12 protein-coding genes and 1 tRNA gene are annotated in these 15,413 nt (G+C 60.8%); all 13 read right to left on the reverse strand.

Going from position 1 to position 15,413, the window contains the following annotated elements; translation table 11 throughout:
- The coding region (locus HMPREF2886_RS34810) for a hypothetical protein (protein WP_234358239.1) at positions 1-64 on the reverse strand (64 nt) is incomplete at its 3' end.
- A 30-nt stretch (positions 65-94) separates the two neighbouring features.
- A complete protein-coding gene (gene fusA / locus HMPREF2886_RS02110) occupies positions 95-2,215 on the reverse strand; it encodes an elongation factor G (RefSeq protein ID WP_003093741.1) in 2,121 nt (706 codons plus the stop codon).
- Positions 2,216-2,245: 30 nt separating this feature from the next.
- Positions 2,246-2,716: a 30S ribosomal protein S7 gene (gene rpsG / locus HMPREF2886_RS02115; RefSeq protein ID WP_003093742.1), complete on the reverse strand. Its 471-nt coding sequence runs from the start codon at positions 2,714-2,716 to the stop codon at positions 2,246-2,248.
- 99 nt (positions 2,717-2,815) lie between these two features.
- Positions 2,816-3,187, reverse strand: coding sequence for a 30S ribosomal protein S12 (gene rpsL, locus HMPREF2886_RS02120; protein WP_003093744.1), 372 nt, complete (start codon positions 3,185-3,187; stop codon positions 2,816-2,818).
- Positions 3,188-3,338: 151 nt separating this feature from the next.
- Complete coding sequence (rpoC, locus tag HMPREF2886_RS02125) at positions 3,339-7,538, reverse strand: DNA-directed RNA polymerase subunit beta' (protein WP_003093745.1); 4,200 nt, start codon at positions 7,536-7,538, stop codon at positions 3,339-3,341.
- A gap of 65 nt (positions 7,539-7,603) precedes the next feature.
- A complete protein-coding gene (gene rpoB, locus HMPREF2886_RS02130) occupies positions 7,604-11,677 on the reverse strand; it encodes a DNA-directed RNA polymerase subunit beta (RefSeq protein WP_003093746.1) in 4,074 nt (1,357 codons plus the stop codon).
- A gap of 221 nt (positions 11,678-11,898) precedes the next feature.
- Complete coding sequence (gene rplL, locus HMPREF2886_RS02135) at positions 11,899-12,267, reverse strand: 50S ribosomal protein L7/L12 (RefSeq protein ID WP_003093747.1); 369 nt, start codon at positions 12,265-12,267, stop codon at positions 11,899-11,901.
- A gap of 78 nt (positions 12,268-12,345) precedes the next feature.
- Positions 12,346-12,846, reverse strand: a complete 501-nt coding sequence (rplJ, locus tag HMPREF2886_RS02140) for a 50S ribosomal protein L10 (RefSeq protein ID WP_003093748.1) — start codon at positions 12,844-12,846, stop codon at positions 12,346-12,348.
- A 198-nt stretch (positions 12,847-13,044) separates the two neighbouring features.
- Entirely contained in the window at positions 13,045-13,740 is a 696-nt protein-coding gene (gene rplA, locus HMPREF2886_RS02145; RefSeq protein ID WP_003093749.1) for a 50S ribosomal protein L1, read from the reverse strand.
- Positions 13,740-14,171 (reverse strand): 50S ribosomal protein L11, encoded by a 432-nt coding sequence (gene rplK, locus HMPREF2886_RS02150; protein WP_003093751.1) that lies wholly within the window; start codon positions 14,169-14,171, stop codon positions 13,740-13,742. The genes rplA and rplK overlap by 1 nt, the downstream gene beginning before the upstream one ends.
- 116 nt (positions 14,172-14,287) lie before the next feature.
- Positions 14,288-14,821 (reverse strand): transcription termination/antitermination protein NusG, encoded by a 534-nt coding sequence (gene nusG / locus HMPREF2886_RS02155; RefSeq protein WP_003108028.1) that lies wholly within the window; start codon positions 14,819-14,821, stop codon positions 14,288-14,290.
- Positions 14,822-14,830: 9 nt separating this feature from the next.
- Complete coding sequence (gene secE, locus HMPREF2886_RS02160) at positions 14,831-15,199, reverse strand: preprotein translocase subunit SecE (RefSeq protein WP_003108030.1); 369 nt, start codon at positions 15,197-15,199, stop codon at positions 14,831-14,833.
- A gap of 45 nt (positions 15,200-15,244) precedes the next feature.
- Positions 15,245-15,320, reverse strand: a tRNA-Trp gene (locus HMPREF2886_RS02165).
- Positions 15,321-15,413: the final 93 nt, after the last annotated feature.

Here is a 15,413-nt window from a genome sequence, read left to right on the forward strand (position 1 = left end):
CAACGTGACCGATGGTGCCGACGTTGACGTGCGGTTTGTTACGTTCGAATTTTTCCTTAGCCACGACAGTAAACCTCTTACTTAAAGGGCTGAATCAACCTTGTTTTTTAACCAGCGCTTCGACGATGTTCGACGGAGCTTCGGCGTATTTGGAGAATTCCATGGAGTAGCTCGCGCGACCCTGGGACATGGAACGCACGTCGGTCGCATAACCGAACATCTCACCCAGCGGAACCTCGGCACGAATAACCTTACCGGAAACCGTGTCCTCCATCCCCTGAATCAGACCACGACGACGGTTCAGGTCGCCCATCACGTCACCCATGTAGTCCTCAGGAGTCACCACCTCTACCTTCATGATCGGCTCGAGCACCTTGCCGCCGCCCTTCTGGGCCAGCTGCTTGGTCGCCATGGAAGCAGCGATCTTGAACGCCATCTCGTTGGAGTCGACGTCATGGTAGGAACCATCGAAAACGGTAGCCTTCAGGCCGATGAGCGGATAGCCGGCAACGACGCCGTTCTTCATCTGCTCTTCGATACCCTTCTGGATCGCCGGGATGTATTCCTTCGGAACCACACCACCCACGACTTCGTTCTCGAACACCAGGCCTTCGGTGATGTTGCCCTTCTCGTCCACGTCCGCGGCCGAGAAACGGATCCAGCAATGACCGAACTGGCCGCGACCACCGGACTGGCGAACGAACTTGCCTTCGATCTCCACGTTGTCCTTGGTGATGGTCTCACGGTAAGCAACCTGCGGCTTGCCGATGTTGGCCTCGACGCCGAACTCGCGCTTCATGCGGTCGACGATGATGTCCAGGTGCAGCTCGCCCATACCGGAGATGATGGTCTGACCGGACTCTTCGTCGGTCTTGACACGGAACGACGGGTCTTCCTGGGCCAGCTTGCCGAGGGCGATACCCATCTTCTCCTGGTCAGCCTTGGTCTTCGGCTCTACAGCGACCGAAATTACCGGCTCGGGGAAGTCCATGCGCTCGAGGATGATCGGCTTCTCGATCGAGCACAGGGTGTCACCGGTGGTGACGTCCTTCATGCCGATCAGGGCAGCGATGTCGCCTGCGCGCACTTCCTTGATCTCTTCACGCTGGTTGGCGTGCATCTGCACCATCCGACCGACGCGCTCTTTCTTGCCTTTCACCGAGTTCAGGACGGAGTCGCCGGAACTCAGGACGCCGGAGTAAACGCGGGCGAAGGTCAGGGTACCGACGAACGGGTCGGTAGCGATCTTGAACGCCAGGGACGAGAACGGCTCGTTGTCGTCGGCATGACGCTCGTCTTCGACGGTCTCGTCGTCCGGGCTGACACCTTTGATCGCAGGGATCTCGGTCGGAGCCGGGAGGTAGTCGATGACAGCATCGAGAACCAGCGGAACGCCCTTGTTCTTGAACGAGGAACCGCAGACGGCCGGAACGATCTCGCACGCCAGGGTGCGCAGACGCAGACCTTCCTTGATCTCGGCTTCGGAGAGCTCGCCCTCTTCGAGGTACTTGTTCATCAGCTCTTCGTTGGCTTCGGCCGCAGCCTCGACCATGCTGGAACGCCACTCTTCGGCCAGGTCCTTGAGCTCCGCAGGAATTTCTTCCTCGCGGTAGGTCATGCCCTTGTCGTCATCGTTCCAGTAGATGGCCTTCATCTTGATCAGGTCGACCTGACCGACGAAGTTCTCTTCAGCGCCGATGGCGAGCTGGACCGGAACCGGGGTATGACCCAGGCGCTTCTTGATCTGCTCGACGACGCGCAGGAAGTTCGCGCCCTGGCGGTCCATCTTGTTGACGTAGACGATGCGCGGTACGCCGTACTTGTTGGCCTGACGCCATACGGTTTCCGACTGCGGCTCTACGCCGGAGGTGCCACAGAACACCACGACAGCGCCGTCCAGTACACGCAGGGAACGCTCCACCTCAATGGTGAAGTCTACGTGGCCGGGGGTGTCGATGACGTTTACGCGATAGTTGTCGTACTGACCGCGCGAGCCCTTCCAGAAGGTGGTAACGGCAGCGGAGGTAATGGTGATACCGCGCTCCTGCTCCTGCACCATCCAGTCGGTGGTCGCAGCGCCGTCATGCACTTCGCCCAGCTTGTGGTTGACGCCGGTATAGAACAGAACCCGCTCCGTGGTGGTGGTCTTGCCCGCGTCAACGTGGGCACAGATACCGATATTACGGTAGCGGTTGATGGGTGTAGTACGGGCCACAATAAGGTCCTCGGGGGTTGGGCAGCGCGATTAGAACCGGTAGTGCGAGAAGGCCTTGTTGGCCTCTGCCATACGGTGCACGTCTTCACGCTTCTTGACTGCTGCGCCCTTGCCTTCAGCGGCATCCAGCAGCTCGCCAGCCAGGCGCAGAGCCATGGACTTCTCGCCACGCTTGCGGGCGAAGTCCACCAGCCAACGCATGGCCAGGGCATTACGACGGGACGGACGGACTTCGACCGGAACCTGGTAAGTCGCACCACCTACGCGGCGGGACTTCACTTCGACCAGCGGAGCGATGGCATCGAGAGCTTTTTCGAAGGTTTCCAGGGGATCGGCCTTGCCGCGTTCCTTCACCTTGTCCAGCGCACCGTAAACGATACGCTCGGCAACGGCTTTCTTGCCGCTTTCCATCACGTGGTTCATGAACTTGGCCAGGATCTGGCTTCCGTATTTCGGATCAGCCAGCACTTCACGCTTGGCCGCTACACGACGTCTTGGCATTGATAAGCCCTCAAACGGTCTTCAGGTTAGCCCGGGACCATAACAGTCAAGTTACGCCCGACCTTACTCTTATCGACTCAGATAAATATAAAAACGCTATTACTTCGGACGCTTGGCGCCGTACTTCGAACGACCCTGCTTACGGTCTTTGACACCCGAGGTGTCCAGCGAACCGCGCACGGTGTGGTAACGCACACCCGGAAGGTCCTTTACACGACCGCCACGGATCAGCACTACGCTGTGTTCTTGCAGGTTGTGACCTTCACCACCGATGTACGAGGAAACCTCGAAACCGTTGGTCAGACGTACACGGCATACCTTACGCAGTGCCGAGTTCGGCTTTTTCGGCGTGGTGGTGTATACGCGGGTGCATACGCCACGACGTTGCGGGCAGTTCTGCAGCGCAGGCACGTCGCTCTTGTCGACCATGCGCTTGCGCGGCTTACGCACCAGCTGGTTGATAGTTGCCATCTATAGCTCCACTGATTGTCTTACGACACACAAACGAAATGACAGAGCGTGCGCCCTGCCAATTTTCGGGGTACAAAATAGTAAAGAGGTTCTTGTACACCGTCAAGACAAAGCCCCGGCTATCGGGATAGCCGGGGCTTGTCGTTGATGCTTAGTTACCGCTCGAGTTCAGCGCTTCGGTCAGTGCGGCTTCCGCCTCGCTGGCACTCACACGCTGCGGCTTGCCGAGGTCGCGCTGACGCTTGCGCTCGCTGTGGTAAGCCAGACCGGTACCGGCCGGGATCAGGCGACCCACGACCACGTTCTCTTTCAGACCACGCAGGAAGTCGCGCTTGCCGGTGACCGCCGCCTCGGTGAGGACGCGGGTGGTCTCCTGGAACGACGCCGCGGAAATGAACGACTCGGTCGACAGGGAGGCCTTGGTGATACCCAGCAGAACCCGCTCGTACTTGGCCGGGAACTTGTCCTCGGTACCGAGCTGTTCGTTCTCTTCCAGCACCTGGGTGAGTTCCACCTGGTCGCCTTTGATGAAGCTGGAGTCGCCGGACTCGCTGACTTCGACCTTGCGCAGCATCTGACGCAGGATGGTCTCGATGTGCTTGTCGTTGATCTTCACGCCCTGCAGACGGTAGACGTCCTGGATCTCGTTGACGATGTACTTCGCCAGCGAGCTCACACCCAGCAGGCGCAGGATGTCGTGCGGGTTGCTCGGACCGTCGGAGATGACTTCGCCGCGGTTCACCTGTTCGCCTTCGAACACGTTCAGGTGACGCCACTTCGGAATCAGCTCCTCGTACGGATCGCTGCCATCGTTCGGCGTGATGACCAGGCGGCGCTTGCCCTTGGTCTCCTTGCCGAAGGAGATGGTGCCGCTGATTTCCGCCAGGATCGAAGGCTCTTTCGGACGACGAGCCTCGAACAGGTCGGCAACGCGCGGCAGACCACCGGTGATGTCACGGGTCTTCGAGGTTTCCTGCGGGATACGCGCGACAACGTCACCGATGCTCACCTTGGCGCCGTCGGTCAGGTTGACCAGGGCGTTGGCCGGCAGGAAGTACTGCGCCGGTACGTCGGTACCCGGCAGCAGCAGGTCCTTGCCCGCGGCATCGATCAGCTTCACGGCCGGACGGATGTCCTTGCCGGCAGCCGGACGGTCCTTCGGATCCATCACTTCGATGTTGGTCAGGCCGGTCAGTTCGTCGGTCTGACGCTTGACGGTGATGCCCTCTTCCATGCCCACGAAGGCCACGGTACCGTCCACCTCGGTGACGATCGGGTGGGTGTGCGGGTCCCACTTGGCGACGATGGCGCCCGGGTCGACCTTGTCACCTTCCTTGACCGAGATCACCGCACCGTACGGCAGCTTGTAGCGCTCGCGCTCGCGACCGAAGTCGTCGGCAACCGCCAGTTCGCCGGAACGGGAAACCGCAACCAGCGCGCCGTCGGCACGAACCACATGCTTCAGGTTGTGCAGGCGAATGGTGCCGCCGTTCTTCACCTGGACGTTGTCGGCCGCGGAGGTCCGGCTGGCCGCACCGCCGATGTGGAAGGTACGCATGGTCAGCTGGGTGCCCGGCTCACCGATGGACTGGGCAGCGATGACACCAACCGCCTCGCCGATGTTGACGCGATGACCACGGGCCAGGTCGCGGCCGTAGCACATGGCGCAGATGCCATGACGGGTTTCGCAGGTGATCGGGGAACGCACCACCACTTCGTCGACGCTCATCACTTCGAGGAAGTCGACCCACTTCTCGTCGATCAGGGTGCCAGCCGGCACGATGACCTCGTCGCTGCCCGGCTTGAACACGTCGCGCGCGATCACACGGCCAAGCACGCGCTCGCCGAGCGGTTCGACCACGTCGCCGCCCTCGATGTGCGGCGACATCAGCAGGCCGTGTTCGGTACCGCAATCGATCTCGGTCACTACCAGATCCTGGGCCACGTCGACCAGACGACGGGTCAGGTAACCGGAGTTCGCGGTCTTCAGCGCGGTATCCGCCAGACCCTTACGAGCACCGTGGGTGGAGATGAAGTACTGGAGTACGTTCAGACCTTCACGGAAGTTCGCGGTGATCGGGGTCTCGATGATCGAGCCGTCCGGCTTGGCCATCAGGCCGCGCATACCTGCCAGCTGACGGATCTGGGCCGCGGAGCCCCGCGCACCCGAGTCAGCCATCATGTACATGGAGTTGAAGGACTCCTGGTCGACCTCCTTGCCCTCACGATCGACGACCTTCTCTTTCGAGAGGTTGGCCATCATCGCCTTGGACACTTCGTCGTTGGCCTTCGACCACAGGTCGATCACCTTGTTGTACTTCTCGCCCTGGGTTACCAGGCCGGAGGCGTACTGGCTCTCGATCTCCTTCACTTCGTCGGTGGCGGCGTTGATGATCCGCGCCTTCTCGTCCGGGATGACGAAGTCGTTGACGCCGATGGACACGCCGGAAATGGTCGAGTAGGCGAAACCGGTGTACATCAGTTGGTCGGCGAAGATGACGGTGTCCTTCAGACCCACCACGCGATAGCAGTGGTTGATCAGCTTGGAGATCGCCTTCTTCTTCATCGACTGGTTGACCACGTCGAACGGCAGGCCGGCCGGAACGACCTGGAACAGCAGCGCGCGGCCGACGGTGGTGTCGACGATACGGGTATTGGCGGTCAGTTGGCCGTCTTCACCCTTGATCTTTTCGTTGATGCGCACTTTCACGCGAGCGTGCAGGGACGCCTGGCCGCTGCGGTAGGCGCGGTCGACTTCCTGCAGGTCGGCGAAGGCCATGCCCTCGCCCTTCGCGTTGATCGCTTCACGGGTCATGTAGTACAGACCCATTACCACGTCCTGCGAAGGAACGATGATCGGCTCGCCGTTGGCGGGCGACAGGATGTTGTTGGTGGACATCATCAGCGCGCGCGCTTCCAGCTGGGCCTCGAGGGTCAGCGGAACGTGGACGGCCATCTGGTCACCGTCGAAGTCGGCGTTGTACGCGGCGCAGACCAGCGGGTGCAGCTGGATCGCCTTGCCTTCGATGAGGACCGGCTCGAACGCCTGGATGCCCAGACGGTGCAGGGTCGGCGCACGGTTCAGGAGAACCGGGTGCTCGCGGATGACTTCGGCGAGAACGTCCCAGACCTCGGGCAGTTCGCGCTCGACCATTTTCTTGGCGGCCTTGATGGTGGTGGCCATGCCACGACCTTCCAGCTTGCCGAAGATGAACGGCTTGAACAGCTCCAGGGCCATCTTCTTCGGCAGACCGCACTGGTGCAGGCGCAGGGTCGGGCCCACGGTGATCACGGAACGACCGGAGTAGTCCACGCGCTTGCCGAGCAGGTTCTGACGGAAGCGACCTTGCTTGCCCTTGATCATGTCGGCCAGCGACTTCAGCGGACGCTTGTTCGAGCCGGTGATGGCACGACCGCGACGGCCGTTGTCGAGCAGGGCGTCGACGGCTTCCTGCAGCATGCGCTTTTCGTTGCGCACGATGATGTCCGGAGCGGCCAGGTCGAGCAGGCGCTTCAGACGGTTGTTACGGTTGATCACCCGACGATACAGGTCGTTCAGGTCGGAAGTCGCGAAGCGACCGCCATCCAGCGGAACCAGCGGACGCAGGTCCGGCGGCAGCACCGGCAGGACGGTCAGGACCATCCACTCGGGCTTGTTGCCGGAGCCCTGGAAGGCTTCCATCAGCTTCAGGCGCTTGGACAGCTTCTTGATCTTGGTTTCCGAGTTGGTCTGCGGAATCTCTTCGCGCAGGCGACCGATCTCGTGCTCCAGGTCGATGGCGTTGAGCAGTTCGTGAACGGCTTCGGCGCCCATGCGAGCATCGAAATCGTCACCGAACTCTTCGAGGGCCTCGAAGTATTGCTCGTCGTTCAGCAACTGGCCCTTTTCCAGGGTGGTCATGCCCGGATCGATCACCACGTAGCTCTCGAAATAGAGCACGCGCTCGATGTCGCGCAGGGTCATGTCCAGCAGCAGGCCGATACGCGACGGCAGCGACTTCAGGAACCAGATGTGGGCAACCGGCGAAGCCAGCTCGATGTGGCCCATGCGCTCGCGGCGCACCTTGGCCAGGGCGACTTCCACGCCGCACTTCTCGCAGATCACACCGCGGTGCTTGAGGCGCTTGTACTTGCCGCACAGGCACTCGTAGTCCTTCACCGGGCCGAAGATCTTGGCGCAGAACAGGCCGTCGCGCTCCGGCTTGAAGGTACGGTAGTTGATGGTTTCCGGCTTTTTAACTTCGCCGAAAGACCAGGAACGAATCATCTCGGGCGAAGCCAGGCCAATACGGATGGCATCGAACTCTTCGATTTGACCCTGGTTTTTCAACAGATTAAGCAAGTCTTTCAAGGCCTTTCCTCCTCACGGACCCGGTGCGACCGGCCTTGACCAGCCGCACCGTCTAGCGTCACGTGTTATTCGGTTTCCAGTTCGATGTCGATGCCGAGCGAACGGATCTCTTTGATCAGAACGTTGAAGGACTCGGGCATCCCGGCCTCCATGCGGTGATCGCCGTCCACGATGTTCTTGTACATCTTGGTCCGGCCGTTCACGTCGTCCGACTTGACCGTCAGCATTTCCTGCAGGGTGTACGCCGCGCCATAGGCTTCCAGCGCCCACACCTCCATCTCACCGAAGCGCTGACCACCGAACTGTGCCTTACCACCCAGCGGCTGCTGGGTAACCAGGCTGTACGAGCCGGTGGAACGGGCGTGCATCTTGTCGTCCACCAGGTGGTTCAGCTTGAGCATGTACATGTAGCCGACGGTGGTCGGACGCTCGAACTGGTTGCCGGTACGGCCGTCGAACAGACGCATCTGGCCGCTTTCCGGCAGGTCGGCCAGCTTCAGCATGGCCTTGATCTCGCGTTCCTTGGCGCCATCGAACACCGGGGTCGCCATCGGTACGCCACCGCGCAGGTTCTTGGCCAGCGCGAGGATCTCGTTGTCGCCCAGCTCGTCGAGGTTTTCCTCGCGACCGCCGATCTCGTTGTAGATCTCGTGCAGGAACTTACGCAGTTCGGCGACCTTGCGCTGCTCTTCGAGCATGCGGTTGATCTTCTCGCCCAGCCCCTTGGCCGCGAGGCCCAGGTGGGTTTCGAGGATCTGACCGACGTTCATACGCGACGGTACGCCCAGCGGGTTGAGGACGATGTCGACCGGGGTGCCGTTGGCATCGTGCGGCATGTCTTCCACCGGCATGATCACCGAGACCACACCCTTGTTACCGTGGCGGCCGGCCATCTTGTCGCCCGGCTGGATGCGACGCTTGATCGCCAGGTAGACCTTGACGATCTTCAGCACGCCCGGAGCCAGGTCGTCGCCCTGCTGCAGCTTGCGCTTCTTGTCCTCGAACTTGTCGTCCAGGAGCTGGCGACGATCGCTGATGTAGGCCTGGGCCTTCTCCAGCTGTTCGTTCAGGGCGTCGTCGGCCATGCGCAGCTTGAACCATTGACCGCGCTCGAGACCGTCGAGGTAATCGTCGGTGATCTCCGTGCCCTTCTTCAGCGCCGGGCCACCTTCAGCCTTGGCACCGACCAGGGCGGCACGCAGACGCTCGAAGGTCGCACCTTCGACGATGCGGAACTCTTCGTTCAGGTCCTTGCGGATCTGGTCGAGCTGCATCTTCTCGATGGACAGCGCGCGGGAGTCACGCTCGACGCCGTCGCGGGTGAAGACCTGAACGTCGATGACGGTGCCCTTGGTGCCGGTCGGCACACGCAGGGAGGTGTCCTTCACGTCGGACGCCTTCTCACCGAAGATCGCGCGCAGCAGCTTCTCTTCCGGAGTCAGCTGGGTCTCGCCTTTCGGAGTGACCTTGCCGACCAGGATGTCGCCGGCCTGCACTTCGGCGCCGACGTAGACGATACCGGCTTCGTCCAGCTTGTTCAGCGCGGCCTCGCCCACGTTCGGGATGTCCGCGGTGATTTCCTCTGGGCCGAGCTTGGTGTCACGAGCGACGCAGGTCAGTTCCTGGATGTGGATCGTGGTGAAACGATCTTCCTGGACCACGCGCTCGGACAGGCAGATGGAGTCTTCGAAGTTGAAGCCGTTCCAGGGCATGAACGCTACGCGCATGTTCTGGCCCAGGGCCAGTTCGCCCATGTCGGTGGACGGACCGTCGGCCAGGATGTCGCCGCGCGCGACCACGTCACCCTTGCTCACCAGCGGACGCTGGTTGATGCAGGTGTTCTGGTTGGAACGGGTGTACTTGGTCAGGTTGTAGATGTCGACACCCGCTTCGCCGGTCTCGACCTCGTCATCCGCCACGCGAACCACGACACGACTGGCATCGACCGAGTCGATCACACCGCCACGGCGAGCCACGACGCAGACGCCGGAGTCGCGCGCCACGTTGCGCTCCATGCCGGTACCCACCAGCGGCTTGTCGGCACGCAGGGTCGGCACGGCCTGACGCTGCATGTTCGAGCCCATGAGTGCGCGGTTGGCGTCGTCGTGCTCGAGGAACGGAATCAGCGAGGCAGCGACGGAAACGACCTGCTTCGGCGAAACGTCCATCAGGGTCACGTCTTCCGGCGCCTTCACGGTGAATTCGTTCAGGTGACGCACGGCCACCAGTTCGTCCACCAGTTGTCCCTTCTCGTTGAGGGTCGCCGAAGCCTGGGCGATGACGTGGTCGGCTTCTTCGATCGCCGACAGGAACACGATCTCGTCGGTTACCAGGCTGTCCTTGACCACGCGGTACGGGCTCTCGAGGAAGCCGTACTTGTTGGTGCGGGCGTAGGTCGCCAGGGAGTTGATCAGACCGATGTTCGGACCTTCGGGGGTTTCGATCGGGCACACGCGGCCGTAGTGGGTCGGGTGTACGTCACGAACCTCGAAGCCCGCACGCTCACGGGTCAGACCGCCCGGGCCGAGCGCGGAGACGCGGCGCTTGTGGGTGATCTCGGAAAGCGGGTTGTTCTGGTCCATGAACTGCGACAGCTGGCTCGAACCGAAGAACTCCTTGATCGCGGCAGCCACCGGCTTGGCGTTGATCAGGTCCTGCGGCATCAGGCCTTCGCTTTCGGCCATGGACAGACGTTCCTTGACCGCGCGCTCGACACGCACCAGGCCCACGCGGAACTGGTTCTCGGCCATTTCGCCGACGCAACGGACGCGACGGTTGCCCAGGTGGTCGATGTCATCGACGATGCCCTTGCCGTTACGGATGTCGACGAGGGTCTTGAGCACATCGATGATGTCTTCCTTGCTCAGGACGCCCGGACCTTCGATCTCGGTACGACCGATACGACGGTTGAACTTCATCCGGCCCACGGCCGACAGGTCGTAACGCTCGGCGCTGAAGAACAGGTTGCCGAACAGGGTCTCGGCAGCTTCCTTGGTCGGCGGCTCGCCCGGACGCATCATCCGGTAGATCTCGACCAGGGCTTCCAGCTGGTTGCTGGTGTTGTCGATCTTCAGGGTGTCGGAGATGAACGGACCGCAGTCGATGTCGTTGGTGTACAGGGTCTCGATGCGCACGACCTGGGCCTTGGCCACCTTGGCCAGGAGGTCGAGGGTCAGCTCGGTGTTGCACTCGGCGATGATCTCGCCGGTAGCCGGATGCACGATCGCCTTGGCGATGGTACGGCCGATCAGGTAGTCGAACGGCACTTCCAGCTGGCTCACGCCAGCCTTTTCCAGCTGGTTGATATGGCGGGCAGTGATACGACGACCCTGCTCCACGATCACCTTGCCGCTGCCATCCTTGATGTCGATGCTCGCGACTTCACCGCGCAGGCGCTGCGGGACCAGCTCCAGATTCAGGGTCTCGCCCTTGATGTGGAAGACGTTGGTCGCGTAGAAGGCGTTGAGGATCTCTTCGGTGCTGTAGCCGAGCGCGCGCAACAGTACCGATGCCGGCAGCTTGCGGCGACGGTCGATACGGACGAACACGCAGTCCTTCGGATCGAACTCGAAGTCCAGCCAGGAACCGCGGTAAGGAATGATCCGCGCGGAGTACAGCAGCTTGCCGGAGCTGTGGGTCTTGCCACGGTCGTGGTCGAAGAACACGCCCGGGGAACGGTGCAGCTGGGAGACGATGACACGCTCGGTACCGTTGATGATGAAGGTACCGTTCTCGGTCATCAGGGGGATTTCCCCCATGTAGACTTCTTGTTCCTTGATGTCCTTGATCGCCTTGTTCGACGATTCGCGGTCGAAGATGATCAGGCGAACTTTCACGCGCAGCGGTACGGCGAAGGTCACGCCGCGCAGCACGCACTCCTTGACATCGAATGCCGGCTCACCCAGACGGTAGCCGACGTATTCCAGGGCAGCATTGCCGGAATAGCTGATAATCGGGAAAACGGACTTGAAGGCCGCGTGCAGACCGATATCGCGGAACTGCTCCTTGGTTGCGCCAGCCTGCAGGAATTCGCGATAGGAATCCAGCTGGATGGCCAGCAAATACGGCACATCCATGACGTCCGGCAACTTGCTAAAGTCCTTGCGGATACGTTTTTTCTCAGTGTATGAGTAAGCCATCAGCGTTCCCCAGCTTGGTCACCTGCTTGTTTGGCGTCTCCGACGGGAGCAGCCGGAAAATCTTGCAGACCCCTTGGCCTGCATTGCCCACTCGGGGCACTTTCACGTCTTGGGTGGAACGCCCGAGGCGAGTCCACCCAGAACGGAAAAAGGCCGGTGGCAAAAGCCACCAGCCATCAGCCTTTCGCTTGACGCTCGGGCTGTAGACGCAAGGTCGTCGCTTACTTGAGCTCGACTTTGGCGCCTGCTTCTTCCAGGGCTTTCTTGGCGGCTTCGGCTTCTTCTTTCGAAGCGCCTTCCTTCACCACGCCCGGAGCGCCGTCTACGACAGCCTTGGCTTCTTTCAGACCCAGACCGGTCAGTTCGCGAACGACCTTGATCACGTTCACTTTCTTGTCGCCGGCTTCGGCCAGGACGATGGTGAACTCGGTCTGCTCTTCGGCAGCGGCAGCAGCCGGGCCAGCAGCGGCAACGGTAGCGGCAGCAGCGGTAACGCCGAACTTCTCTTCCATCGCCTTGATCAGTTCGACCACTTGCATGACGGACATTTCGGATACGGCGTTGATGATGTCTTCGTTGGTCAGAGCCATGACTCTAATTCCTGTATTGGGGGACGGCCTGCGGCCATCGTATTAAACAAATAAGATTGAAAGCGCTTGCAAGCCGACTTAGGCGGCAGCAGCTTCTTTCTGGTCGCGAATGGCCGCCAGAGTACGAGCCAGCTTGCTGGTAGCGCCCTGAATCACGCTCATCAGCTGCGATACGGCTTCGTCGTAGGTCGGCAGGCTTGCCAGTACGTCGATCTGATTGGCTGCGAGGAACTGACCCTCGAAGGCAGCCGCCTTGATCTCGAACTTGTCCTGACCCTTGGCGAACTCACGGAAGATACGAGCGGCAGCGCCCGGATGTTCGTTGGAGAAAGCGATCAGGGTCGGGCCTTTGAACACGTCGTTGAGCACGTCGAACTGGGTGCCTTCAACGGCGCGCTTGAGCAGGGTGTTACGTACGACTTTCACGTACACACCAGCTTCGCGGGCCTCTTTACGGAGTCCGGTCATGGCGCCTACGGTCACGCCACGGGCATCGGCCACGACAGCGGACAGGGCAGCTTTGGCAGCCTCGTTGACTTCAGCGACGATGGCCTTCTTGTCTTCGAGTTTAATTGCCACGGGTTTACTCCTGGATGTTACCGTTTCGTCCAGCCGGGGCCGGACGTCGTTTTGGTGTCTGATTCGGTAACCGAATCGGGAGCACCATCTGCGTAGGCTTGCGGTTTAAGGCTTGCGCCACCTACGGTCTTGGATAGCCCCCGCCAGGCAGGGACCCCAATACCTGTGCAGCGGGCAGAACCCGCTGCACGATTTCACTTAGGCTTCCAGGGAAGCCAGGTCGATCTGCAGGCCCGGACCCATGGTGGTGCTCAGGGTCACGCGCTTGACGTACACGCCTTTCGACGAGGACGGCTTCAGGCGCTTCAGGTCAGCCAGCAGCGCTTCAACGTTCTGCTGCAGCTTGGCCGGCTCGAAATCGACCTTACCGACGGAGCTGTGGATGATACCGTTCTTGTCGGTACGGAAACGTACCTGACCAGCTTTGGCATTCTTCACGGCGGTAGCGACGTCCGGAGTCACGGTGCCGACTTTCGGGTTCGGCATCAGACCACGCGGGCCGAGGATCTGGCCCAGCTGACCGACGACACGCATGGCATCCGGGGAAGCGATGACGACGTCGTAGTTCAGGTCGCCGCCTTTCATTTCGGCAGCCAGCTCGTCCATGCCCACTTTGTCTGCGCCGGCAGCCAGAGCGGCTTCGGCAGCCGGACCCTGGGTGAAGACAGCAACGCGGACGCTCTTGCCGGTGCCGTTCGGCAGGACGGTGGCGCCACGAACGACCTGGTCGGATTTACGCGGATCGACGCCGAGGTTCACGGCAACGTCCACGGACTCCTTGAACTTGATGGTGGACAGCTCGGCCAGCAGCTTGGCGGCCTCTTCGAAGCTGTACTGCTTGCCGGCAACTACTTTCTCGGCAATCGCCTTCTGGCGCTTGGTCAGCTTAGCCATTACACACCCTCCACGTTCAAGCCCATGCTGCGCGCGGAGCCAGCGATGGTACGTACAGCAGCGTCCAGATCAGCAGCGGTCAGGTCAGCCTGCTTGGTCTTGGCGATCTCTTCCAGCTGGGCACGGGTAACGGTGCCGACTTTCTGGGAGTTCGGACGAGCGGAGCCGCTGGTGATGCCAGCTGCTTTTTTCAGCAGGACGGCAGCCGGGGTGCTCTTGGTTTCGAAGGTGAAGCTACGGTCGCTGTAAACGGTGATGATCACAGGAGTCGGCAGGCCCGGCTCTTGGCCTTGGGTCTTGGCGTTGAACGCCTTGCAGAATTCCATGATGTTCACGCCGTGCTGACCCAGGGCAGGGCCGACCGGCGGCGACGGGTTGGCCTGACCGGCCTTTACTTGCAGCTTGATATAAGCCTGGATTTTCTTAGCCATTTGCTACTCCAAATTCGGGTACAAGCGCCTTAAGGCTCCCCGGTTGCTTTCGCGTTTATCCCAGTGACGACAAAACCCCGCAGCCTTGGGCTGCGGGGTGAGGGATGCGTTTTCAGTTAGACCTTTTCGACCTGACTGAACTCCAGCTCCACCGGGGTAGAGCGGCCAAAGATGAGCACGGCCACTTGGATCCGGCTCTTCTCGTAGTTAACTTCTTCGACGACACCATTGAAGTCGGCGAAGGGACCATCGATGACACGAACGGTCTCGCCCGGCTCGAACAGGGTCTTCGGCTTGGGCTTGTCGCCGCTATCGGCCACGCGACGCAGGATCGCATCAGCCTCACGATCGGTGATCGGAGCCGGCTTGTCGGCAGTCCCACCGATGAAGCCCATGACACGCGGGGTATCCTTCACCAAGTGCCAGGTACCTTCGTTCATCTCCATCTGAACCAGCACATAGCCAGGGAAGAATTTGCGCTCGCTCTTGCGCTTCTGGCCGTTCCGCATCTCCACCACTTCTTCAGTGGGAACCAGAATCTCGCCGAACTCTTCTTCCATGCCAGCAAGCTTGACACGCTCGATCAGCGAGCGCATGACATGCTTCTCGTAGCCCGAGTATGCATGCACAACGTACCAACGCTTAGCCACGGCGCACCCTTAACCTACAATCATGGAAACCAACCAACCCAGCAGGGAATCGAGCCCCCACAGCAGCAACGCCATTACCAGCACTACCGCGACCACGATCAGCGTGGTCTGAGTTGTTTCTTGACGACTCGGCCATACGACCTTGCGAATCTCGACGCGCGCTTCCTTAGCAAGACTAAAGAAGGCCTGCCCCTTGGCCGTTTGCAGAGCCAGGAAAGCAGCGATCACCGCCAGAACGAGAATACCGAGAACGCGATACAGGATTGGTTGAGCCGAAAAGTACTGATTGCCCACAACGGCAACCACAACCAGAACGGCAACCAAGAGCCATTTCAAGAGATCAAAACGTGATTCTTTGGCTTCTGCCTTGGCATTCATCTGTTAGGAATCTCGTGAAGAAAAGCCAGATTTACTTGGGAAATCTGGCAGGCCAGGAGGGAATCGAACCCCCAACCTGCGGTTTTGGAGACCGCCGCTCTGCCAATTGAGCTACTGGCCTGAAGCAAAATCAGGCCGACCATTATGCCGGCCTGAGAGGGGAAGATCAACCGATATTATTCGATGATCTTGGCAACCACGCCGGCACCAACGG

Source organism: Pseudomonas sp. HMSC066A08 (assembly GCF_001813025.1).
GTDB classification, from domain to species: Bacteria; Pseudomonadota; Gammaproteobacteria; order Pseudomonadales; family Pseudomonadaceae; genus Pseudomonas; species Pseudomonas aeruginosa.